Genomic DNA, 21,853 nt, shown 5'->3' on the forward strand with positions numbered 1-21,853 from the left:
TGTAGGTAAGAATCACCTGGACCGCCCCCTTCGATCTCCGGCCGTCCAAGCAGGTTCGGTGGGCAGGATGGGCTTCGCGCTTTACCGTTACATGGACGTTATGTGACAGAACAAAGACATGCGTTCGCGCACGTACGGATCGCCCGCCCCGGCTGGGCTGACGACCCGGGGGCACCAGCCCGGCTGATATGCTTAGGCGATGGATAAGCTCAATAACAGCATGGCCGGCCGCATGGCCGAGCGCTTCCGCGGCTTCCTGCCGGTCATCGTGGACGTGGAAACCGGCGGCTTCGACGCCGAGCGCGACGCATTACTGGAAATCGCTGCTGTCATATTGCGCATGACTCCCGAGGGCTATCTGCAGCCCATGCCGGCGGTCTCGGCCCACGTACATCCCTTCCCCGGCGCCAATATCGACCCGCGCGCGCTGGAGATCACCGGCATCGACCCGGACAACCCGCTGCGCGGCGCACTCGATGAGCGCCTGGCGCTGGACCATGTGTTCAAGCCGATCCGCGACGCCATGCGCGACATGGATTGCCAGCGCGCCGTACTGGTAGGCCACAACGCCGCGTTCGACCTGGGCTTTCTCAATGCGGCCGTGCGCCGCGTCGCCCACAAGCGCAATCCGTTCCACCCTTTCAGCTGCTTCGATACCGCCACGCTTAGCGGCCTTGCGTTCGGCCAGACCGTGCTGAGCAAGGCGGTGCAGGCCGCGGGCATTCCGTTCGATACGCGCGAAGCCCATTCCGCCATCTATGACGCGGAGCGGACGGCGGAGCTGTTCTGCACCATCGTCAACCGCTGGCGCCGGCTGGAGGAGTTTGAGCGGGACCAGATCGGGATTGAGTCGATGTGAGGCACCCGGGGAGCTGAAGCAACTCCTCGGCACCACCTGTGGGAGCGCACCCTGTGCGCGACATCCCGACGGAGCGGTGCCCTGCAAGGCCCGTCGCGCACAGGGTGCGCTCCCACAGGAGAGATCCTGGTCCTCCGGGCGAGACCGGCTGTTCCGTGCGACCCGGATTTTGACTCCGGGCTTTCAAAGGATTCCCCCTACGAGTCAATGCTTTATGACAAACACTTGTCCACTGTCATATCGCTGAAACATTGAACTCATTTCATTGCAACACGACGCGCATGAAATAACGGCGGGCGGGAATCCCCCGAAACCCTTATCGCTAAGGAGCAACCGTGTTGATCTCAACCAAATCTCTGACTCGCATCGGCACGGCCGCGGTGTTCGCAACGGCCTCGCTGTTTGCCATAGGCGCGCAGGCGACCGACATCACCGGCGCTGGCTCGAGCTTCGTCTACCCGGTGCTTTCGAAGTGGTCCGCGGGCTACGCCGAAAAGACCGGCAACAAGCTCAACTACCAGTCCGTCGGCTCGGGCGCCGGCGTGGCGCAGATCAAGGAAGGCACCATCGACTTCGGCGCCACCGATGCTCCGGTGAAGGCTGAAGACCTCGCACAGTTCGGCCTGGGCCAGTTCCCGGTCGTGGTGGGCGGCATCGTGCCGGTGGTGAACATCCCGGGCGTGGAAGCGGGCCAGGTCAAGCTGGACGGCACCACCCTCGCCGACATCTTCCTCGGCAAGATCACCATGTGGAACGACCCGCGCATCGCCGCGATGAACGCCGGCGTGAACCTGCCCTCCAAGAAGATCACCGTGGTGCATCGCTCGGACGGTTCGGGCACCTCGTTCAACTTCACCAACTACCTGTCCAAGGTCAGCACCGACTGGGCCAGCAAGGTCAAGTTCGGCACGGCCGTCGAGTGGCCGACCGGCGTGGGCGGCAAGGGCAACGAGGGCGTGTCGCAGTACGTCAAGCAGATCGTCGGTTCGATCGGCTACGTCGAGTACGCCTATGCCGTGAAGAACAAGATCAGCTGGGTGAACCTGAAGAACGCCGCCGGCCAGGTGGTTGCGCCGAGCGCCGAGGCGTTCGCCGCTGCCGCTGCCACGGCCGACTGGGGCAGCGCCAAGGACTTCAACGTGATCATGACCAACGCCTCCGGTGCGCAGGCATGGCCGATCACCGCGACGACCTGGGTGGTGATGTACAAGAAGCCCAAGAACGCCGAGCACACCAAGGTGGCGTTCGAGTTCTTCAAGTGGGCGCTCGAGAATGGCCAGAAGGATGCCGCTTCGCTCGACTACGTCGCGCTGCCGGACACCCTGGTCAAGAAGATCGAGGCTTACTGGGGTACCGAGTACAAGCACTAAGGCTGGCGTCTCGCCGGTCACGCTACGGCAACCGGCGAGTCTTAAGCTGATGGCTTGACCGCACCACGACGGCCGCCCGACTAACCTCGGGCGGCCTGTTGCTGAAAGGCGCCCGGAAGCGCCATCCATCAACCAGCCGGCACCCACCGGACTGGCCTGAATGCCGAGGAATCCTCCGCACATGCAAGCGAACGTAGGCGCCATCGCCTCCTCCGTGCCCCAGGAAGCGCGCGCCAAGCGCGACGCCCGGAACGACCGCCTGTTCAGCTGGCTGCTCAAGGGCTGCGCCCTGCTGGTGCTGGCCTGCCTGCTCGGCGCCGCCGGTGCCACCCTGTGGGGCGGCCGTCATGCGTTCGGCACGTTCGGCTGGCACTTCCTGGTCAGCGATGCCTGGGATCCCAGTTCCGACACCTACGGCGCGCTCGTGCCGGTGTACGGCACCATCGCCACCTCGTTCATTGCCCTGCTGCTTGCCGTGCCGGTGAGTTTCGGCATCGCACTCTATCTTTCCGAAGTGGCGCCGCCGTGGCTGCGTACGCCGGTGGCCTCGGCCATCGAGCTGCTGGCCGGCATCCCTTCGATCATCTACGGCATGTGGGGCTTGTTCATTTTTGCGCCCTTCTTCGCCGACCATATCAAGCCGTGGTTGACCAACTACCTCGGCGACAAACCCGACGACGGCAAGCTGTCGTGGGTGGCACAGCACGTCCCCTTCGTGGGCAAGCTGTTCGGCAGCGACTATCCGTTCGGCGCCAGCATCCTCACCGCCGGCATCGTGCTGGCGGTGATGATCATCCCGTTCATTTCCTCGGTGATGCGCGAAGTGTTCCAGACGGTGCCTACGCGCCTGAAGGAATCGGCGTATGCGCTGGGTTCGAGCACCTGGGAAGTGTCCTGGGACATCGTGCTGCCGTATACGCGCTCGGCGGTGATCGGCGGCATCTTCCTGGGCCTGGGCCGCGCGCTGGGCGAGACGATGGCGGTGACCTTCGTGCTCGGCAATGCGATGAAGCTGTCGCCGTCGATTCTTGATCCGGGCGCGTCGATCGCGTCAACCATCGCCAACCAGTTCAGCGAGGCTGCGGGCCTGCAGAAATCCACGCTGATGGCGCTGGCCTTCCTGCTGTTCGTGGTGACCTTCATCGTGCTGCTGATCGCACGCTGGATGCTGCGGCAGATGGCCCATAAGGAGGGCCGCTGATGGCCACCGATTCGAGTCTCTACACGCAGCGCCGCATCAAGAACATCATCGCGCTGTCGCTCAGCGTGGTGGCCACGCTGATCGGCTTGATCTTCCTGGCGTGGATCCTGTGGGAAACGCTGCGCCAGGGCATCGGCGCGCTGCGCCCGCAGCTGTTCACCAAGATCACCGCCTATGGCGAGGATGGCGGCCTGCTCAACGCCATGGTCGGCAGCCTGACCGTGAACATGATCGGCATCGTCATCGCCACGCCGATCGGCGTGCTCGCCGGCGCCTGGCTGGCCGAGTACGCCAGCGGCACCAAGCTGGGCGAATCGATCCGCTTCCTCAACGACATCCTGCTGTCGGCGCCATCGATCGTGCTGGGCCTGTTCGTGTACACCATCGTGGTGCTGCCGAGCACGGCGCTCACCGATGGTTCCACCACGTTCTCCGGCTGGGCCGGCGGCATCGCGCTGGCGCTGATCGCCCTGCCGGTGATCGTGCGTACTTCCGATGAAATGCTGCGCCTGGTGCCTTCCACCCTGCGCGAAGCCTCGCTGTCGCTGGGCATTCCGCAGTGGAAGCTGACCACGCAGATCCTGATCCGCGCCGCGCGCTCGGGCATCATCACCGGCGTGCTGCTGGCGCTGGCCCGCATCAGCGGCGAAACCGCACCGCTGCTGTTCACCGCGTTCGGCAACAACTACCTGACCTTCAACCCGTCGGACAAGATGTCCAGCCTGCCGCAGGTGATCTACCAGTACGCCAACGATCCGGGTGAAGGCCTGCACGCCATCGCCTGGGCCGGTGCCTTCGTGCTCACCATGTTCGTGCTCTTGCTGAGTCTTGCTTCCCGTCTGGTCCTCTCTCGCAACAAGGTGTCCCATGACTGAGTCCGCCGCCGCCGGCATCCACCCGCAGTCCGCGGCCACGCACGCGCCGATTGCGCCGACCAAGATCAAGGTGCGCGACCTGCACTTCTACTACAACGGTTTCCATGCGCTGAAAGGCATCAACATGGACATCCCGGAGAAGAAGGTCACCGCCATCATCGGGCCCTCCGGTTGCGGCAAGTCCACGCTGCTGCGCATCTTCAACCGCATCTATGCGATCTACCCCAAGCTCGAGGCGAAGGGCGAGATCGTGCTGGACGAGGAGAACATCCTCGATACGCGCTATTCCATGAACCGCCTGCGCAGCAAGGTCGGCATGGTGTTCCAGAAGCCGGTGCCGTTCCCGATGACCATCTTCGAGAACGTGGCCTACGGCATCCGCCACCACGAGAAGCTCTCGCGCGCGGACATGGACATCCGTGTCGAACAGGCACTGCGCAGCGCCGCGCTGTGGGACGAGGTCAAGGACAAGCTCAAGCAGAGCGCGCTCGGCCTCTCCGGCGGTCAGCAGCAGCGCCTGTGCATCGCGCGCGGTATCGCGCTGAAGCCCGAAGTGCTGCTGCTGGACGAACCGACCTCGGCGCTCGACCCGATCGCCACCGGCCGCATCGAACAGCTGGTGGAAGAGCTCAAGAGCGAGTACACCATCGTCATCGTCACCCACAACATGCAGCAGGCGGCCCGTTGCTCGGACCTCACCGCTTTCATGTACCTGGGCGAGCTGATCGAATTCGACCGCACCGAACAGATCTTCACCAAGCCGGGCAAGAAGCAGACCGAGGATTACATCACCGGTCGCTTCGGCTAACCGATATGCTCCCTCTCCCCTCCGGGGGGAGAGGGCTGGGGTGAGGGGTCACGAAACCTCACCCTCCCCTACTGGACTCACAAGAGAATCCAAATGAGCGGCAGCAGCAAAGAACACATCATCAAGAGCTACGACGACGAGCTGACCCGCCTCACCGGCGAAATCGTCCGCATGGGCGAGCTTGCCGTGAGCCAGCTGGAAGCAGCCATCGACGTGATCGACCGCCGTGACGAGCGCGCTGCGCAGCATGTGGTCAACAACGACGACGCCATCGACCTGCTCGAACAGGAAATCAGCCACGACGTGGTGCGTCTGCTCGCCCTGCGCGCGCCGATCGCCGGCGACCTGCGCAATGTGTTCGCCGCGCTGCGCATCGCCGCCGACATCGAACGCATTGGCGATTACGCCGCCAACGTGGCCAAGCGCTCCATCCCGCTGTCGATGGTGGCGCCGGTGAGCCCGACCAGCGGCCTGGGCTACCTGGCGGAGCTTGCCGCGCAGGAAGTGCGCGATGTGTTGATCGCCTACCGCGACCGCGATGCCGAGCGCGCCTACCAGGTGTGGAAGGACGACGCCGAGCTGGACGAAGCCTATACCGGCTACTTCCGCCAGCTGCTCACCTACATGATGGAAGATCCGCGCAACATCACGCCGTGCACGCATCTGCTGTTCATGGCCAAGAACATCGAGCGCATCGGCGACCATGCCACCAATATCGCCGAGAGCATCTGGTATCAGGTGAATGGCGAGCCGCTTACGGCGCAGCGTGCGAAGCGGGATTTCACGTCCAATCCTGAGTTGACCAAGCTGGGCAACAAGCCCGAATAAAGGCAACAGGCGCTCCTGTGGGAGCGCACCCTGTACGCGACTGCGTCACGCTGAAACGTGACAGTCGCGCACAGGGTGCGCTCCCACAATGTTTTCTACGCCTGGTCAGTGCGCCCCGCCAGTCAGCTTCAACCCCACCATCCCCAGCACCACCAGCCCCACGCAGGCCAGCCGCAACGGCGAGGCCGCATCGCCGAACAGCACGATGCCGAGTATCACCGCGCCCACGGCGCCGATGCCGGTCCAGATCGCATAAGCCGTACCGATCGGCAGACTCTTCACCGCCATTGCAAGCAGCATGATGCTGGCGAGCATCGCCGATGCCGTGATGACGCTCGGCCACAGCCGCGTGAAGCCTTCGGTGTACTTCAGTCCAATCGCCCAGACCACTTCGAGCAGTCCGGCGAGCAAGAGATAAGTCCAGGACATGACGCGCTCCTCTGGACAGGAGCAGGGCCGTCCCTGCCGTAGACACATGCGTGCGGGGCCGTCCCCGCAGACCGGTTCCATTGCAGAACCGGTCCGGGCATTTTACTGGCGACGCCTGAACGCTGCGTCAGGGCGTGAACTTGCTGCCCAGTTCGCGGGCTTCGCGACGTGCGCGGGCCGAATGCACGATGCCGAAGATGCCGATGGCAATCCACGCCACCTCCATCAGCAAGGCGGGCCAATTGATCGCCACGCCAAACAGCAGCGACAGCACCACACCCAGCGCGCCAAACACGTTCATCAGCTGATAGACCAGGCCATTGCCGTGCAGCTTGCGCGCCTGCAGCAACAGGAAGGACGACAGCACCAGCACCACACCGATGTAACCGGCCCAGTCATACCAGAAGAACGTCATCGCTTTTCACTCCTTTGTCGCAATGCCTCGAACAGCACGATGCCCGTCGCCACGGACACGTTCAAACTCTCCATCACACCCGGCATCGGGATCTGCGCCACGAAATCGCAGGTCTCGCGGGTCAGGCGGCGCATGCCCTCGCCTTCGCTGCCCAGCACGACCGCCACCGGGCCGCGCATGTCGATGCTGTAGACGGACGTTTCCGTATCTCCGGCCAGGCCGGTGATCCACACGCCGGCATCCTTGAGCGTGCGCAAAGCGCGGGCCAGATTGGTGGCGGCGATCAGCGGCACACGATCGGCACCGCCGGCCGAGGCGCGGCGCACCACGGGCGTGAGGCCCACGGCGCGATCCTTCGGCACGATCACCATGGTCGCGCCTGCCGCCGCCGCGCTGCGCAGGCAGGCGCCGAGGTTGTGCGGATCGGTGACGCCGTCGAGCACCAGCACCAGCGCGTTCTGCCCGGCTTCGGTGAGCAGTCGCTCGATGTCGTTCTCCGAACCCATCGGCGGCGCTTCGTAGCGGGCCACGATGCCTTGATGGCGTGCTTCGCCCGAGACGCGATCAAGCTCGTCGCGCGAACGATGATGCACGGGAATATTCAGGGCCTTGGCGCGCGTCGCCAGTTCCTGCACGCGCGCATTGCGCTGGCCCTGTTCAACCAGCACTTCGCGCACGCGCGAGGCGTCGTTGCTCAGGGCACCTTCGACCGGGTTGATCCCGACGATCCAGCTGTCACTCATTTTTTGCCTTTGCTCTTGCCGGCCCCGCGGGCCTTGGAGACCGCCTTGGACGCTGCAGCCTTGGCCGCGTTGAACTTGCCCTTGGCGGCCGATTTGGCCTTGGCCAGCATGCTCTTGCCGCCGGCCGGTTTCTTCCCGGCCACGGGCGCGTCGGTATGAACCGGCGTGCGCGCTGCCTGGGGAGGTGCATTATCGCGCGCGGCCGGGCGTGGTGTCCCCCTGCCGCCCTTGGGCAGCGAATAGCGATCGCCGGCCGCGGCGTAGTTGTAGCGGCGCTCGCTGCTCGGCGGCACGAGGCCTTCCTTGCGCGGCGCGACCAGGCGGAAGTCGATCTTGCGGTCTTCCAGGCTGGCCCGCAGCACCTGTACGCGCACATGGTCGCCGAGACGGAATTGCGCGCCGCTGCGCTCACCCTTCAGCAGGTGACGCACCGGATCGAAGTGGTAGTAGTCGTTGGAAAGCTGGCTGATATGCACCAGCCCCGACACCTTCGACTCGTCCAGCTCCACGAACAAGCCGAACGAGGTCACGCCAGTGACGGTGCCGTCGAACTCGCTGCCCACGTGCTTGGACATCCAGGCGCACTTGAAGCGCTCGTCCACATCGCGCTCGGCCTCTTCCGCACGACGCTCGCGCTGCGAGCAATGCACCGCCATGGCGGCCATCTCGCTCGGGGTATAGCTGTACGCGGTCGGCTTGCCGCCGGCAATGGCGTAGCGGATCGCGCGATGGACCAGCAGATCCGGATAACGACGAATCGGCGAGGTGAAGTGCGCGTACGCCTCCAGCGCGAGGCCGAAGTGGCCTCGGTTGTCCGGCTGATAGGCCGCCATGCTCTGCGAGCGCAGCAGCACCGACTGGATCAGCTCGCGCTCGGGGCGGTCGTGCACCAGGCGCAGGATGTCTGCGTAGTCGCCCGGCGTGACTTCCTCCACCGGCGGCATGCGCAGCTTGAACTCGCGCAAGAAATTCTGCAGGTCTTCGTACTTCTCAGCCGGCGGCGGCTCGTGCGCACGAAACAGCGCGGGGATCTTCTTCTTTTCGAGGAACAAGGCCGCCTGCACGTTGGCGGCGATCATGCATTCCTCGATCAGCTTGTGCGCGTCGTTGCGCTCGGTGGCGCCCATGGATTCCACTTCGCCGCGCTGGTCGAGGCGGAACTTCACCTCAGGCGTTTCGAAATCGATCGCGCCACGGCGCTTGCGCTGCGCGGCCATCAGCTTGTACAGGCCGTGCAGATGCTCGATCTGCGGCATCACGTCGGCCAGCTCGTGGCGCGCGTCGGCATCGTTGAGGCCAATCGCCTGCCACACGCGGTCGTAGGTCAGGCGCGCATGCGAACGCATCACCGCGTTGTAGAACTTGGAACGAACGACCTCGCCTTCCTCGTTCACCACCATGTCGCACACCATGCACAGGCGTTCGACCTTGGGATTCAACGAGCAGATGCCGTTGGACAGCGTCTCCGGCAGCATCGGCACCACGAAGCCGGGGAAATAGGTCGAGGTGCTGCGCTCGTAGGCTTCCTTGTCGAGCGCCGAGCCCACCTTCACGTAATGCGACACGTCGGCGATGGCGACCACCAGGCGATAGCCGCCGCCGCGCTTGGGTTCGGCAAACACCGCATCGTCGAAGTCGCGCGCGTCGGCGCCATCGATGGTCACCAGCGGCAGTGAACGCAGATCCACCCTGCCCTCGCGTTCGGCCGCGGTCACCTGCGGCTCGACCTGGGCGGCGTCGCGGATTACCGCGTCGGGCCAGTCGTGCGGAAGGTCGTGGCTGGCGATCGCCATCTCCACCAGCAGCGAGGGCTGCAGGCGTTCGCCCAGCACGGCGCGGATAGCGCCCATCGGGCCGCGATGCGGCGTCGGCGGGTCGGTGATCTCGGCCACCACGATCTGGCCGGAGCGGGCGCCCATGTCCTGGCCGGGCACGATCATCACGTCCTGATGCACGCGGCGGTCATCGGGCGCGACCAGGGTGACGCCATTCTCGATCACCACGCGACCGACCAGTCGCGGCGAGCGGCGTTGCAGCACTTCGACAATCGCGCCCTGCTTGCGACCGCGCCGGTCGATGCCGACCACGCTGGCCAGCACGCGGTCGCCGTGCAACACGATGCGCATCTGCTGAGGCGAGAGATAGAGGTCCTCGCCGCCGCCATCCGGACGCAGGAAGCCGTAGCCCTCGGCATTGGCCAGCACCACGCCCTGGATCAGGTCCAGCTTGTTGGCCGGCGCATAGCCGCCGCGACGCCCCAGCAGCAGCTGGCCATCGCGCACCATGGCGCCCAGGCGCTTGCGCAGAGCATTGAGTTCGTATTCGTCAAACAGCGACAGCGCTTCGGCCATGCGCGCTTCGGTCAGCAATTCACCGCGCTGTTCGAGCAGCGCGAGGATGGCCTCACGGCTGGGGATGGGGCGCTCGTAACGCTGCGCTTCGCGCTCCGCGTGCGGATCACCCACCACGCCCTCGCGCGGGCGGCTCGGTTCCACCGCCGAGCGCCGGCCGCGGCCACCGCCGCTCTTGCCGCTCTTGGGCGTGGGCGCCTTGGAGCCTGGCTCCGGCTTGCTGCTGCGCGGTTCTTTTTTTCTGGTCACTTCCTATGCCTTTTTAGTTGGTTTTATGGGGCTTGCGGACCCGAGGAGTGTCGGTCCGAAAAAAATCCGTGAAAGGATAGTTGACAACCCACCGACACATGCCTAATCTACGCGGCTCACGCAGCCCAAAAAGCTCACGTGACACCTGCCCAGGTGGCGGAATTGGTAGACGCACTAGTTTCAGGTACTAGCGGGTAAAACCGTGGAGGTTCGAGTCCTCTCCTGGGCACCAATTGTAGACGAAGCCCGCAGCGATGCGGGCTTTTTCGCGTCTGGCGTTTGCGTGCGCATGCGACACGCGTTGCACGTTCACCCCGGCACGCGCAGCGCGTGCAGTCCGCCCGCGAGCGAATACACGTTCTGCACACCTTCGCCGCGCAACAGACGCGCGGCATGTCCGCTGCGCCGACCGCTGGCGCATACGAGCAGATAGCGACCGTCGATGAATTCCCCTGCCCGCTCGGCGACTTGAGCCGAAGGCACGTGCATCGCGCCAGCCACCGGCATCGGATCGCTGACCAACTCGTCGGCCTCGCGCACATCCACCAACCGATAGCCGGCGGCGATGGCATCGTCGAGTCGATCGAACACCAGGTCGATCTCCCGCTCGTCCACCGAACGAGCCAGCGCGCGACGCGCCACCTCGACGCAACCGCCATGCGCAGCGCAGCCGCCGGCCGCATCGATCGGCAAGTGCTGGATGCTCAGGTCGATCAGGTTCACCAGCGACAACGCGCCGGCATGGGGTTGCGGCAAGCCGAGCAGATACTTCAGTGCTTCGTTGGCCTGCATCGCACCCAGCACGCCCGGCACCGGACCGAGCACGCCCGACAGCACACAACTGCCCACCGATTCCGGCGAGGGCTCCTGCGGCCACAGGCAGCGCAAACACGGCGCACCCGGCTTGGCGGCCACGAACTGCAGCTGGCCTTCGTATTGGTAGATGCTGGCCAGGATCAAGGGCGTGCCGCTGATCACGGCCGCATCGCTGCTGAGATAGCGGCTGCGCATATCGTCGGTGCATTCGATCACCAGGTCGAACTGGCGGAACACATCGACCGCGTTGCCCGCATCCAGCGGCTGCGTCCATACCTGCACCTGCACGGTCGGATTGAGTGCAGCCACGCGGCGCGAGGCGAGCTCGGCCTTCAGCTCGCCGATGTCTTGCGCGTCGTACATGGTCTGCCGATGCAGGTTGCTCGCGTCAAGGCGATCGCCGTCCACGATGCCCAGCGTACCGATGCCCGCGCCGGCGAGATAACTGATCACCGGGCAGCCCAGACCACCGGCGCCGATCACCAGCACGCGCGATGCGGCGAGTTTCGCCTGCCCTGCTTCGCCCACTTCACGCAGTCGGGTCTGGCGCGAATAGTCGGGCACAAACGGTGCGGCATGCGCATGGTGATGATGCTGGTGACCTTCGTGCTCGTGCTCGCGATAGACATGCGTGCAGGCGACCCAGTCGGATTCGCCGGTGACGTAATGTTCCTTCTTCCAGATCGGCAGGCGGTGCTTGATCTCGTCGATGATGTAGCGGCAGGCGCGAAAGGCTTCGTCGCGGTGCGGCGCGGATGCGCCGACCCAGACGGCCATGTCGCCGATCTTCAGATCGCCGGTGCGATGCACGCAGCGCGCATCGGTGACGCCGTAACGCTCGATGGCCTCGGCAACGATGCGCTCGCCCTCAGCGATGGCCAGTTCCGCATAAGCCTCGTACGACAGCCCGTCGACTTCACGCCCTTCGTTGCTGTTGCGGACCCAGCCTTCAAAGGCGCAATAGCCGCCGCTGGCCGGATGACGCAGCCGGTCGCGCTGGCCGTTGGTATCGACGACCGTACTGAAAAGTTCGAAACGGCTCATCCGCCAGCCACCGGTGGAATGAAGACGATGGTGTCGCCGTCGCGCAGCGGGCGCTCCCATGCACTGAACTGGGCGTTCACCGCCACTTTGAGCGCGTCGGCCGCCAGCGAGAAACCTCGGGCGATACGCAGCTCCTCATATAGCTCGCGCAGCGAACGGGCGGCGGTGTCGACCTGCTCGGCACTGGTGCCGGCCTGTTCGCGCAATTGCGCGTAGTACTGGAGGTTCACCACGGTCATGCCAAGGACTCCAGACGCTGTTGCATGGCTTGCCGCTCCTCGGGCGTATTGACGTTGTCCAGCGCATCGCCTGGCGCGGGCAACAGTACGATGTTCGATTGCATCAGCGCCTTGCGCGGGCAAAAGCTGCCGTCCTCGTAGCGCTGGCGCAGCAGTGCATGACTGCGCGGCTCCCAGATGGCGCACAGCGGTTCGGGCAGGCCGTCATGGCTGCTGGCGAACACCGTGGCAAAGGCTTGCGGATCGCGCGCGTCGATCAGGCCGCGCAGCGTGTCGTTGTCCAGAAGCGGCAGATCGCAGGCAAGCACCAGCCAGGCCGCATCGGGATGACGCTCCTGCGCGGACAGGATGCCGGCCACCGGCCCCACCGCCTCGTAGCTGTCCACGATCTGCGGCAGCGTGGCGCGCAAGGCATCGCCGCGCTGGTGCTCGCGCACCGAGACGAAGGCCTGCTCGGTCACCGCCTGGAGCAGGCGCCAAGCACGCAGCAGTTGCGGCTCGCCGCGATAGTCCAGCGCAGCCTTGTCCTGGCGCATGCGCTGGCTCGCGCCGCCGCTGAGGAGCAAGCCGTAAAGCGGAGCCGGTGTACCGCTCATGCGATCTCCGTCGTGTTGAAATCCTGCTTGCCGCCGGACTTGCCGACCAGCCGCACCTCGTTGATGACGATCTCGTGCGACATCGCCTTGCACATGTCGTAAATGGTAAGCGCAGCGATGCTGGCCCCGGTCAAGGCTTCCATTTCAACACCGGTGCGGCCGTTGCACGACACCGTGCAATCGATCAGCGCGTGCACGCCTTCCATGCGGATGCTGACGTCGCATCGATCGATGCTCAGCGGATGGCACAGCGGAATCAGTTGCGGCGTGGCCTTGGCGCCCATCACGCCGGCGATCTGGGCCACCGTGAGTACGGCGCCTTTGGGGGTGACGTAGCCCGCTTGGTGCAGTCGCGCGGCCACCTCGGCAGGGAACGTCACCCGTGCGCTGGCCTGGGCGGTGCGACGGGTGATCGCCTTGGCGCCCACGTCGACCATGCGCGGTTGCTGCTCGTCGTCGACGTGGGAAAGCTGGGTGGGTGTGGCTGTCACGGCAAGCTCCGGGGGAATGGCCTGATTATTGATCCACTGGCGACGGGAAGGATGAAGAATTCGTGTTGTCCCTGCTCGCCACCCTCAGCCCCCGATGTAGTGCATCTCAATCTTCCGCGGCGCCTTGCCATGGTGCTCCGCCCGCTCCTCGCTGTAGCGGTCGTGGCGCCCCAGCCAGGTCTGGCGCAGCAGCTCGGTCAACGCGTCGTCGCTGGCTCCTGCACGCAGAGGGCCGCGCAGATCGGCGCCCTGGGTGGCGAACAGGCAGGTGTAGAGCATGCCCTCGGACGAGAGGCGCGCCCGCGTGCAGCCGCCGCAGAACGGCTGGCTGATCGAGGAGATCATGCCGATCTCGCCTGCGCCGTCGTCGAAGCGGTAGCGCGTCGCCACCTCGCCAGCGTACTTGGGCAGCACAGCGCGCAGCGGCCAGCGCGTGTGGATGCGCTGGACCAGGGTCGCCGAAGGCACCACCTGATCGGCGTGCCAGTCGTTGCGATTGCCCACATCCATGTATTCGATGAAGCGCACGACGATGCCGCTGCCGCGGAAGCGTTCCAGCAGATCGATCACCGTGTGCTCGTTGACGTCGCGCTGCACCACCGTATTGAGTTTCACGCCGTGCGGAAAACCGGCTTGCTGCGCGGCCTCGATGCCGGCAAGCACATCGTCCAGCGCGCCGCGGCCACCGCTCATGCGGTGGAACAGCGCCGGATCGAGTGTGTCCAGGCTGATGGTCACGCGGTCCAGGCCGGCATCGCGCAACTCGGCGGCATGCCGCGCAAGCAGCACGCCATTGGTAGTCAGCGCGAGATCGGTGATGCCATCGAGCCGACGCAGCCGCCCTACCAGTTCAGCCAGATGTGGCCGCAGCAAGGGCTCGCCGCCGGTGAGGCGCAGCTTGCTCACCCCCAGCGTCGCCGCCAGCCGGCACAGGCGCTCAATTTCGTCGAAGCTCAGGCGTTCGTCGTTGCGCAGGAAGTTGAAGTGCTCGCCATAGGTCGACTCGGGCATGCAATACGGGCAACGGAAATTGCAGCGATCCATCACCGAGATGCGCAGGTCGTGCAGCGACCGGCCGAGCTGGTCGACCGGCAAAGCTGAGGCCTGATTGAGGCTGTTGATCGCGCTCATCTCACCACCGATAAAACGCAGCCACGCTGCCGGCAGCCGCCTTGCCCTGGCCGGGCGGCAACTGCACGAATCCCTGCGTACGGGGCAGCGAAGAAAAATCACCCGAGGTCTTGGACGGTACCGGATAGGCCATCAACCGTCCCTGAGCATCGGATTGCACGCGGGCGGGCACGAAGCTCGCCAGCGACGGGTTGACGTCCACATCGCTGTCCAGGCAAACCCATTCCGGCGCCGGCGCAGGAACGCCTTGTGCGGCGCGCAGCGCGGGCCGCGCATAGCGCGTGGCGCATACCAGTGCCGATACCGGATTGCCAGGCAAGGCGAACACCGCCTGGCCACGCGGACCGATGCCAAACCACATCGGCTTGCCCGGCTTCTGGGCGATGCGATGGAACACCTTTCGCACGCCCTGGGCCGCGAGCGCCGCCGGCACGTAGTCGCGCTGCCCCATCGAGACGCCGCCGGACAGCAGCAAGACATCGTGCCGTTCCAGCAGCTCGGCAATGCGCTGGCTGGTGACGGCCTCGTCGTCGACGATATGTTCCATCACCACGCGCTCCAATCCATCCAGCCGCAAGGCGGCGCGTACGGCGCTGTCGTTGGAGCGGCGGATCTGTCCTTCGCCCAGCGCCTCGCCCACGTCCACCAGTTCATCGCCGGTGGACACGATGGCGATCGAGGGCATCACCGCAACCTCGACGTTCGCCACGCCATTGGCCGCCAGCAAGGCCATTTCAGCCGGACCCAGACGCATGCCCGGCGACAACAGCAAGCTTCCTTGTGCGCAATCGGCGGCGCGGCGATGGATGAACTGCCCGGCTACCGGCGCGCAATCGTCGGACAGCACATAGTCCTCGCCATCGCGCCGCAGCTGCTCGATTGGAATCACGCTGTCGGCACCCTCGGGCAGCATCGCGCCGGTGGTGATTTCCAGGCAGTCGTTGCCGGAGGGCAGCGTCTGCCTGCGCATGCCGGCCATCTGTGCGCCCACCACGCGCAGGCGACGGGGCATGGTGGCTGACCAGCGGATGGCGATGCCGTCCATCATCACCCGGTCGAACGGCGGATGATCGTGTTCGGCATGTACCGCTTGTCGAAGTACCCGTCCCACCGCCTCGTCCAAGGGCACGCGCTCGCTGCCAAACGAGGGCATATGTTCGGCGATCAGGGCTTGGGCTTGGCTGACGCTGGTCAATTCGCTCATGGTGGGAATCATGCAAGGAAGGGTGACCGCATGGCGTCGAGCATAGCGCGCCGCTCAGATGCCCAGCGCAACGGCTTTCACCTGCGCCCAGGCGGTGCTGCCGGGCGGCAGGCCCAGCGCATGCCATGAACGCCGCGTGATGCGGGCCAGCAGCATGCAGCCGCCGGCGTCCAGTTGCACCAGCACCTGCGAGGACTGTCCGGCATCGACGGCTGCCACGATCCGGCACGGCAGCTGGTTGAGCGCACTGGTGCCGGTCTGGGGCGTGGTGCTCAACACGACGTCGCGGGCGCTGATGCGGCAGCGCAAACGCTGTCCCACGCGCTCGTGGCGATAGGGCAACCACAGGCGACCTCCCGCAAAGTCCAGCTCGATCAGCTGGTCGTGGGCGTCGTAGGCGACCACCTCGCCCTCGATCACGGCTCCCACCGCATCGCCCAGGGCCGGCGGCAGGTCCAGCCGGGTCAAGGTGTCCTGCAGGCCGCCCTGGGCCACCACGTGGCCGGCTTCCATCAGCACCAGGTGATCGGCCAGCCGGGCAACTTCGTCCACGTTGTGGCTCACGTAAATCATCGGCACCTGCAGCGTGGCATGCAGCGATTCCAGGCATTCCAGCAAGTCGGTACGGGCCGGGCCGTCGAGCGCGGACAGCGGTTCGTCGAACATCAGCAGGGCCGGATCCGACAGCAGTGCACGCACCATCGACACGCGTTGGCGCTCGCCGCCTGACAAGCCATCGACGCGACGCTCGAGCAGGGGCCGCAAACCGAAGCGGTCGATCAAGCCCTCGCGATCGAGATGCGCCGGGCGTCCGGCGCGGCGATAGCCAAAATCGAGATTGCCCGCCACCGAGTGATGGGTGAACAGGCTCGCCTCCTGGAACACGTAGCCGATCCGCCGCTTATGCGGCGGCACGAACACCCGGTGCGTGCTGTCCTGCCACACGGTCTGCCCAAAACTCACCCGCCCGACGGCATCGCGCTCCAGTCCCGCCATCGCACGCAAACAGCTGGTCTTGCCGGCGCCGGAGGGTCCGAACAAGGCGGTGATGCCCCGCGGCGGCAGGGTCAGGTCGACCTCAAAGGCGAGCGCACCGCGGCGCCAGGCGAGCTTGGCGTCCAGTCCCAATGGGCTCTCGTCCGGCCGCTCAGTCACGCGCCTGCCTGCGGGTGCGCAACAGCGACATGGCGAGCAAGGCGGCAAACGACACCACCAGCAGACACAGCGACAGCACATTGGCCTGGTGGTACTCGCCCGCCTGTACGTGGTCGTAGATGCGCATCGACAGCACGCGGGTCTGGCCGGGGATATTGCCGCCTATCATCAGGACCACGCCGAACTCGCCCACCGTGTGCGCAAAGCCGAGCACGGCGGCCGTGATCACGCCGGGCAAGGCCAGCGGCAAGGCCACGTTGAAGAATCGATCGAGCGGACTCGCGCCCAGGCAGGCGGCCACTTCCAGCGGTCGCTCGCCCACCGCTTCGAAGGCGTTGTGCAGCGGCTGCACCACGAACGGCAGCGAATACAGCATGGAGGCGACGACCAACCCCTGGAAGGTGAATGGCAAGGCCGCCAGTCCCATGGCCGCGAACGCACGCCCTACCCAACCATCGGGCCCGAGCAGCATCAGCAGATAGAAACCCAGCACGGTCGGCGGCAGCACCAGGGGCAAGGCCACCACGGCCGCGATCGGGCGCCGCCAGCGCGAACGCGTATGCGCCAGCCACCAGGCCAGCGGCAGGCCCAGCACCAGCAGCAACACGGTGACGGTGGTCGCCAGTCGCAGGGTGAGGCCCAGCGCCTCGATGTCCGCTTCGCTCAACAAGGCCATGGGGGGCGCTCAGTGCGCGGCGTCTTCCGGCAGGTTGAAACCGTAGCGCGAGAGGATTGCCTTGGCCGGCGCAGTCTGCACGTAGCGCGCAAAATCCTGCGCGAGTGTGTTGTTCGCGCCGCGCTGGGTGATCACGAAACTCTGCCGTAGCGGCTCATACAGCGACGACGGCACCGGCTCGAAACTGCCTTTGACGGACGAGCCGAGCACCAGCGATTCGGCCACCAGGCCCACTTGTGCATTGCCGCTCTGCGCGAACTGCGCGGTCTGCGCGATGTTGTCGCCAAACACCAGGCGCGACTGCACCTTGTCCCATACACCGGCCGCACGCAGCGCCTGTTCGGCGCGCTTGCCATACGGCGCGTGCTGCGGATTGGCGATCGCGATGCGACCGAACCGTGCCTGCGCAAGATCCGCCACCTGCACGCCCTTCATGTCGATGCTGGCGCTCCACATCACCAGGTGACCGAGCGCATAAGGCACCGGCGTGCCGCTGGCCTTGCCATGCTCGACCAGCTGCTGCGGATAGCTGCTGTCGGCCGAGAAGAACAGGTCGAACGGCGCGCCCTGTTCGATCTGCGTGGACAGGTTGCCGGATGATCCGTACACCACCTCAATGCGGCTATCGGGATGATCGTGGCGATAGGCCGCGACCACATCGTCAAGCGCCTGGTGCAAATCTGCGGCGGCAGCGACGGTGATGTGATTATCAGCGGCGGCGGCCATCGACGATGCCGTTACCAAAACCGATACCAGCAAGCCCTGCCATAGTCGACGCATCATCGGTGTTGCTCCTGATCGTGGTGGCCGATCCAACGGCTCAAGACTAGCCCAACCGTAACCGGCGTCATGTCAACGCTACGGCCTTGGCGCGCGACGATGGCGGACGCTGTCGCGCACGTCCACATCGAACAGCAGCTCCAGCGGATCGCCCTCCCCGCTTTCCAGCTGGAAGGTCAAACCCTCCCGCGTGGGCAGGTTGGCGGCATGTGCCCGCACCAGGGAATCGGGCAGATCGATCACCCAGGCATCGGGCTGGCCGGTGAAACGGGCGGCTTCGCTCGGCACCGCCTTGAGCGTGCACGACAGCGACAGGCTGCTGGTAAAGCGCGTCTGCGATACCAGCGGCTCGCCGACCAGCAGCCTGGACAGTTCCTCTTCGCCGATGCGCACGCGCAGGTTTTGGCCTTCGATCTGCAGTTTCATGATGCGGCTCCAGGTTGATCCCATCCGGCCCAGCCAACGGCGTCCGGGTGCAGGCTGGCGACGGTCACCACCTGCCCGGCGGCCACCTCACCGGCTTCCTCCTCGACCACCACCCAGGCGTCGGCCTGCGCGAACGGCTGGATGCGGAAGGGTTGCTGCTGCGCCAGCACGTTCGCGTGAAGCCGTCCCTGCTCATCCTGCGTCAGCGTGGCGCGCAGGAAGTGGCGAAGCCCGGGCTTGAGTTGCTGGGGCGTGTCCAACACGGCCTGCCACGTGCGTTCGGGGGCTTGTCCGCGCATGGCTCGCAGCACGGGATCGATCAGAAAGCGCAAGCCCACGGCCACCGCCATCGGCGTGCCCGGCAAGGCAAACACCATCGCATCCCCCAGCACCGCCGCCAGTTGCGGCTTGCCGGGACGAATGGCGAGCTTATGGAACAGCACCTGCGCGCCGAGTTCCACCAGTGCATCCGGCACGAAGTCATAACGCCCCATGGACACGGCGCCCGTGCTGACGATCAGATCGACGCCTGCCTGTTGTGCGCGCCGCACGGCGGCGACAAAGGTGTGGCTCGTATCGTCCACCGTTTCGCACGAACTTACCTGCACGCCCATCGCGGCAAATGCAGCCACCAGGTAAGGCCCGTTGGAACCATAGATCTGACCGTCGCCCAACGCTTGCGTCAGGTCGGCCTGCAATTCTTTGCCAGTGCAGATGATGGCGACCCGCGGCGCGCGCAGCACATCTACTTGAGCCACACCCAGCGCTGCCAGCAGCATCAGCTGACTGGCCTGGATGCGCGTGCCCGCCTTGATCACCACGCGGCCCTTGGCCACATCGCTGCCGGCGTAGCGCACATTGGCCCTGGGTGTCACGGCGTCGAGCAACCGGATGCGCGCTGGCGAACCATCCTCACGCCGTTCCAGCAACGCGGTGCGCTCCACCGGCACCACCGTGTCCAGCCCCTGCGGAAGACGCGCCCCCGTCATGATTTCCCAGGCCATGCCCGCCGATGCACGCGAGGCATCGCCAGCGGCCTGCGAGCCCTGCACCGCATGCTCGCTGCCGGCGGCCAAGGGTTCGTCTGCGTGCAGCGCATAGCCATCCATCGCCGAGTGATCGAACGACGGCAAGTCCATGGGACTCGCCACATCGACCGCCACGACAGCGCTCAGGGCATCGGCGATCTTGCATGACTGTGCCGGCAACCGTCGCACGTGCCGCAGGAGCTCAAGCAGTGCGTCGTCGTAGCCAATCATGCAGAAGTGGAGCCCGCGGCAGAGGGGATGGGCTACATGCTCGGTGTGGCGCGCATCACATGCAAGCGTTCCATGCGCGTGGATTGTCACAATCCGTTGCGATGCAGCAACACAGTCTGTGCCACCTTGGCATAGTTCGGGTTTAAAGCAGGGGTGTACGACCATGGTCGGGTAGCGTGGCCGGCATGGTGGTTCTAAACATCGCGCAGCCATCCGGCCGCGTGGCCGAAGACAAACGGGGGAGATGCTCATGGTGGGTGTATCGGAAACCGATGTCCTGACTGCGGCCGACACTAAGTCGGCCGTGTTGTCCCGAGAAAGCACGATTGCCGGGCCGCGCTTCAATCGCTGGCTGGTGCCGCCAGCCGCCTTGGCCATCCATTTGAGCATCGGCATGGCCTATGGCTTTTCCGTGTTCTGGCTGCCGATGACCAAGCTGGTGACCGAAGCGGACCCGGCCACCTGCGCCAAGCTGGGCTTCCTGGCGCAGCTGTTCACCACCGCCTGCAACTGGACGGTGCCTGCGGTCAATCACATCTTTGAAACCTTCATCGCGATGCTGGGCATTTCGGCGGCGATCTGGGGGGCGTGGCTGGAACATGCCGGCCCGCGCAAGGCCGGCTTCATCGCCGCCCTGTGCTGGGGAGGTGGCCTGATCGTCGGCGGCATCGGCGTATCGATGCACCAGCTTTGGCTGGTCTATCTAGGGGCCGGCGTGCTGGGAGGCATAGGCCAGGGATTGGGTTACATCACACCCGTGTCGACCCTGATCAAATGGTTCCCGGATCGACGGGGCCTGGCCACCGGCTTTGCCATCATGGGTTATGGCGGCGGCGCGATGATTGGTGCCCCGCTCGCCGTGGCGCTGATGAAGAAGTTCTCGATCGGCGATGTGCCAGGCGTGTCGTCGGCACTGATGTGCATGGGCGTGATCTACCTGGTCGCCATGATTGCCGGCGCCTTCGGTTTCCGCGTGCCGCCGTCGGGCTGGCGTCCGCTGGGCTGGACGCCGCCGGAGGGATCGACCAACAAGCTGATCACCCATCGCCACGTGCATCTGAGCCGCGCGTGGAAAACACCGCAGTTCTGGCTGATCTGGATGGTGTTGTGCATGAACGTGACGGCCGGCATCGGTGTGCTGTCGATGGCCAGCCCGATGTTCCAGGATGTGTTCGGCGGCAAGCTGCTCGGCCTGGATGCCAGCACGGCATTGAGTGCGGCGCAGAAGGCGGCGATTGCAGCGTCCGCTGCCGGCCTGGTCGGCCTGATCAGCCTGTTCAACAGCCTGGGGCGCATTGCCTGGGCGTCGACCTCGGACTTCATCGGCCGCAAGACCACCTATTTCATCTTCTTCGCGCTGGGCATCGCGCTGTATTGCTCGCTGCCGACCCTGGGCCACATGGGCCTGGCGGGCATGTTCGTCATCGCGGTGTGCCTGATCCTGTCGATGTACGGCGGAGGCTTTGCCACGGTGCCGGCCTATCTGTCGGATATCTTCGGCACGCAGATGGTGGGTGCGATCCACGGTCGCCTGCTCACCGCCTGGTCGGTGGCGGGCATCGCCGGGCCGTTCCTGATCGCCGCGGTGCGTCAGGCGCAGCTGGACGCGGGCGTGGCCAAGAACCTGGTCTACGACCGCACGCTGTATATCCTGGCCGTGCTGTTGCTGGTGGGCATGGTCTGTAATCTGCTGATCAAGCCGGTGAAGGAAACTGCGCTGATGAGCGATGCGGAACTGGAGCACGAAAAGTCCCTGCAGCATGAAACCGCCGCCATGTCGGCCCGTGCCCAGGATGCCGCGCGCGGTCGCTTCGGCATCGTCGGTGCGGGGGCCTGGGCCCTGGTTGGCATTCCGTTCCTGATTGGCGTATGGATAGCGATCACCAAGGCCGCTGCCCTGTTCTGATC

Annotated in this window: 22 protein-coding genes and 1 tRNA gene; 8 read left to right on the forward strand and 15 right to left on the reverse strand. The window is 65.5% G+C overall.

The annotated features are described in order from the left end of the window. Positions 1 to 199 precede the first annotated feature (199 nt). The 6 genes from rnt to phoU all read left to right on the forward strand — a co-directional run bounded on the left by rnt (position 200) and on the right by phoU (position 5,941). A complete protein-coding gene (gene rnt / locus Y882_RS03250; protein WP_046970448.1) occupies positions 200 to 859 on the forward strand; it encodes a ribonuclease T in 660 nt (219 codons plus the stop codon). Positions 860 to 1,197: 338 nt separating this feature from the next. After that, positions 1,198 to 2,229: a phosphate ABC transporter substrate-binding protein PstS gene (pstS, locus tag Y882_RS03255; protein ID WP_156171313.1), complete on the forward strand. Its 1,032-nt coding sequence runs from the start codon at positions 1,198 to 1,200 to the stop codon at positions 2,227 to 2,229. A gap of 181 nt (positions 2,230 to 2,410) precedes the next feature. Next, positions 2,411 to 3,430 carry a phosphate ABC transporter permease subunit PstC gene (pstC, locus tag Y882_RS03260; protein WP_046970449.1) on the forward strand — a complete coding sequence of 340 codons (1,020 nt, stop codon included), beginning with the start codon at positions 2,411 to 2,413 and terminating at the stop codon, positions 3,428 to 3,430. Beyond that, positions 3,430 to 4,305: a phosphate ABC transporter permease PstA gene (pstA, locus tag Y882_RS03265; protein ID WP_046970450.1), complete on the forward strand. Its 876-nt coding sequence runs from the start codon at positions 3,430 to 3,432 to the stop codon at positions 4,303 to 4,305. The genes pstC and pstA overlap by 1 nt, the downstream gene beginning before the upstream one ends. Beyond that, positions 4,298 to 5,113 carry a phosphate ABC transporter ATP-binding protein PstB gene (gene pstB, locus Y882_RS03270; protein ID WP_046970451.1) on the forward strand — a complete coding sequence of 272 codons (816 nt, stop codon included), beginning with the start codon at positions 4,298 to 4,300 and terminating at the stop codon, positions 5,111 to 5,113. Before pstA ends, pstB begins: the two co-directional genes overlap by 8 nt. Positions 5,114 to 5,206: 93 nt before the next feature. Further along, on the forward strand, positions 5,207 to 5,941 hold the full coding sequence (phoU, locus tag Y882_RS03275) for a phosphate signaling complex protein PhoU (RefSeq protein ID WP_046970452.1): 735 nt from the start codon (positions 5,207 to 5,209) through the stop codon (positions 5,939 to 5,941). Positions 5,942 to 6,046: 105 nt separating this feature from the next. On the opposite strand, the gene sugE is transcribed toward phoU, so the two are convergent. The 4 genes from sugE to rnr form a co-directional block, all read right to left on the reverse strand. Next, positions 6,047 to 6,370 carry a quaternary ammonium compound efflux SMR transporter SugE gene (gene sugE, locus Y882_RS03280; protein WP_046970453.1) on the reverse strand — a complete coding sequence of 108 codons (324 nt, stop codon included), beginning with the start codon at positions 6,368 to 6,370 and terminating at the stop codon, positions 6,047 to 6,049. 127 nt (positions 6,371 to 6,497) lie between these two features. Beyond that, positions 6,498 to 6,785 (reverse strand): CBU_0592 family membrane protein, encoded by a 288-nt coding sequence (locus Y882_RS03285; protein WP_046970454.1) that lies wholly within the window; start codon positions 6,783 to 6,785, stop codon positions 6,498 to 6,500. After that, positions 6,782 to 7,528 carry a 23S rRNA (guanosine(2251)-2'-O)-methyltransferase RlmB gene (gene rlmB / locus Y882_RS03290; protein ID WP_046970455.1) on the reverse strand — a complete coding sequence of 249 codons (747 nt, stop codon included), beginning with the start codon at positions 7,526 to 7,528 and terminating at the stop codon, positions 6,782 to 6,784. Before rlmB ends, Y882_RS03285 begins: the two co-directional genes overlap by 4 nt. Beyond that, the gene (gene rnr, locus Y882_RS03295; protein WP_046970456.1) at positions 7,525 to 10,128 is read right to left on the reverse strand and encodes a ribonuclease R; all 2,604 of its coding nucleotides are present in this window, start codon (positions 10,126 to 10,128) and stop codon (positions 7,525 to 7,527) included. Before rnr ends, rlmB begins: the two co-directional genes overlap by 4 nt. 147 nt (positions 10,129 to 10,275) lie before the next feature. Here rnr and Y882_RS03300 point away from each other — a divergent pair. Next, a tRNA-Leu gene (locus Y882_RS03300) sits at positions 10,276 to 10,360 on the forward strand. Positions 10,361 to 10,437: 77 nt separating this feature from the next. Here Y882_RS03300 and Y882_RS03305 read toward each other — a convergent pair. From Y882_RS03305 to Y882_RS03355, 11 genes are all read right to left on the reverse strand, one after another. Then, complete coding sequence (locus Y882_RS03305) at positions 10,438 to 11,988, reverse strand: ThiF family adenylyltransferase (RefSeq protein ID WP_046970457.1); 1,551 nt, start codon at positions 11,986 to 11,988, stop codon at positions 10,438 to 10,440. Continuing rightward, the gene (locus tag Y882_RS03310) at positions 11,985 to 12,227 is read right to left on the reverse strand and encodes a MoaD/ThiS family protein (RefSeq protein WP_046970458.1); all 243 of its coding nucleotides are present in this window, start codon (positions 12,225 to 12,227) and stop codon (positions 11,985 to 11,987) included. The genes Y882_RS03305 and Y882_RS03310 overlap by 4 nt, the downstream gene beginning before the upstream one ends. Further along, a complete protein-coding gene (locus tag Y882_RS03315; RefSeq protein ID WP_046970459.1) occupies positions 12,224 to 12,823 on the reverse strand; it encodes an NTP transferase domain-containing protein in 600 nt (199 codons plus the stop codon). Before Y882_RS03315 ends, Y882_RS03310 begins: the two co-directional genes overlap by 4 nt. Beyond that, positions 12,820 to 13,314, reverse strand: a complete 495-nt coding sequence (gene moaC, locus Y882_RS03320) for a cyclic pyranopterin monophosphate synthase MoaC (RefSeq protein ID WP_046970460.1) — start codon at positions 13,312 to 13,314, stop codon at positions 12,820 to 12,822. The genes Y882_RS03315 and moaC overlap by 4 nt, the downstream gene beginning before the upstream one ends. 84 nt (positions 13,315 to 13,398) lie before the next feature. Next, positions 13,399 to 14,445 carry a GTP 3',8-cyclase MoaA gene (gene moaA, locus Y882_RS03325; RefSeq protein ID WP_046970461.1) on the reverse strand — a complete coding sequence of 349 codons (1,047 nt, stop codon included), beginning with the start codon at positions 14,443 to 14,445 and terminating at the stop codon, positions 13,399 to 13,401. Between the two features lies 1 nt (position 14,446). Beyond that, on the reverse strand, positions 14,447 to 15,649 hold the full coding sequence (locus Y882_RS03330) for a molybdopterin molybdotransferase MoeA (RefSeq protein ID WP_211259108.1): 1,203 nt from the start codon (positions 15,647 to 15,649) through the stop codon (positions 14,447 to 14,449). Between the two features lie 54 nt (positions 15,650 to 15,703). Beyond that, positions 15,704 to 16,804, reverse strand: a complete 1,101-nt coding sequence (gene modC, locus Y882_RS03335) for a molybdenum ABC transporter ATP-binding protein (protein WP_211259109.1) — start codon at positions 16,802 to 16,804, stop codon at positions 15,704 to 15,706. Then, the gene (modB, locus tag Y882_RS03340; protein WP_046970463.1) at positions 16,797 to 17,480 is read right to left on the reverse strand and encodes a molybdate ABC transporter permease subunit; all 684 of its coding nucleotides are present in this window, start codon (positions 17,478 to 17,480) and stop codon (positions 16,797 to 16,799) included. Before modB ends, modC begins: the two co-directional genes overlap by 8 nt. A 9-nt stretch (positions 17,481 to 17,489) precedes the next feature. After that, positions 17,490 to 18,263 (reverse strand): molybdate ABC transporter substrate-binding protein, encoded by a 774-nt coding sequence (gene modA / locus Y882_RS03345; RefSeq protein ID WP_052949641.1) that lies wholly within the window; start codon positions 18,261 to 18,263, stop codon positions 17,490 to 17,492. A gap of 75 nt (positions 18,264 to 18,338) precedes the next feature. Continuing rightward, positions 18,339 to 18,686, reverse strand: coding sequence for a hypothetical protein (locus tag Y882_RS03350; protein ID WP_046970464.1), 348 nt, complete (start codon positions 18,684 to 18,686; stop codon positions 18,339 to 18,341). Next, positions 18,683 to 19,945, reverse strand: coding sequence for a molybdopterin molybdotransferase MoeA (locus Y882_RS03355; RefSeq protein ID WP_046970465.1), 1,263 nt, complete (start codon positions 19,943 to 19,945; stop codon positions 18,683 to 18,685). Before Y882_RS03355 ends, Y882_RS03350 begins: the two co-directional genes overlap by 4 nt. Before the next feature lie 250 nt (positions 19,946 to 20,195). Here Y882_RS03355 and Y882_RS03360 point away from each other — a divergent pair, with 250 nt between their 5' ends. Beyond that, complete coding sequence (locus Y882_RS03360; RefSeq protein WP_046970466.1) at positions 20,196 to 21,851, forward strand: OFA family MFS transporter; 1,656 nt, start codon at positions 20,196 to 20,198, stop codon at positions 21,849 to 21,851. Positions 21,852 to 21,853 lie beyond the last annotated feature (2 nt).

This window comes from Dyella japonica DSM 16301 (assembly GCF_001010355.1).
In the GTDB taxonomy this organism is placed as follows: domain Bacteria; phylum Pseudomonadota; class Gammaproteobacteria; order Xanthomonadales; family Rhodanobacteraceae; genus Dyella; species Dyella japonica.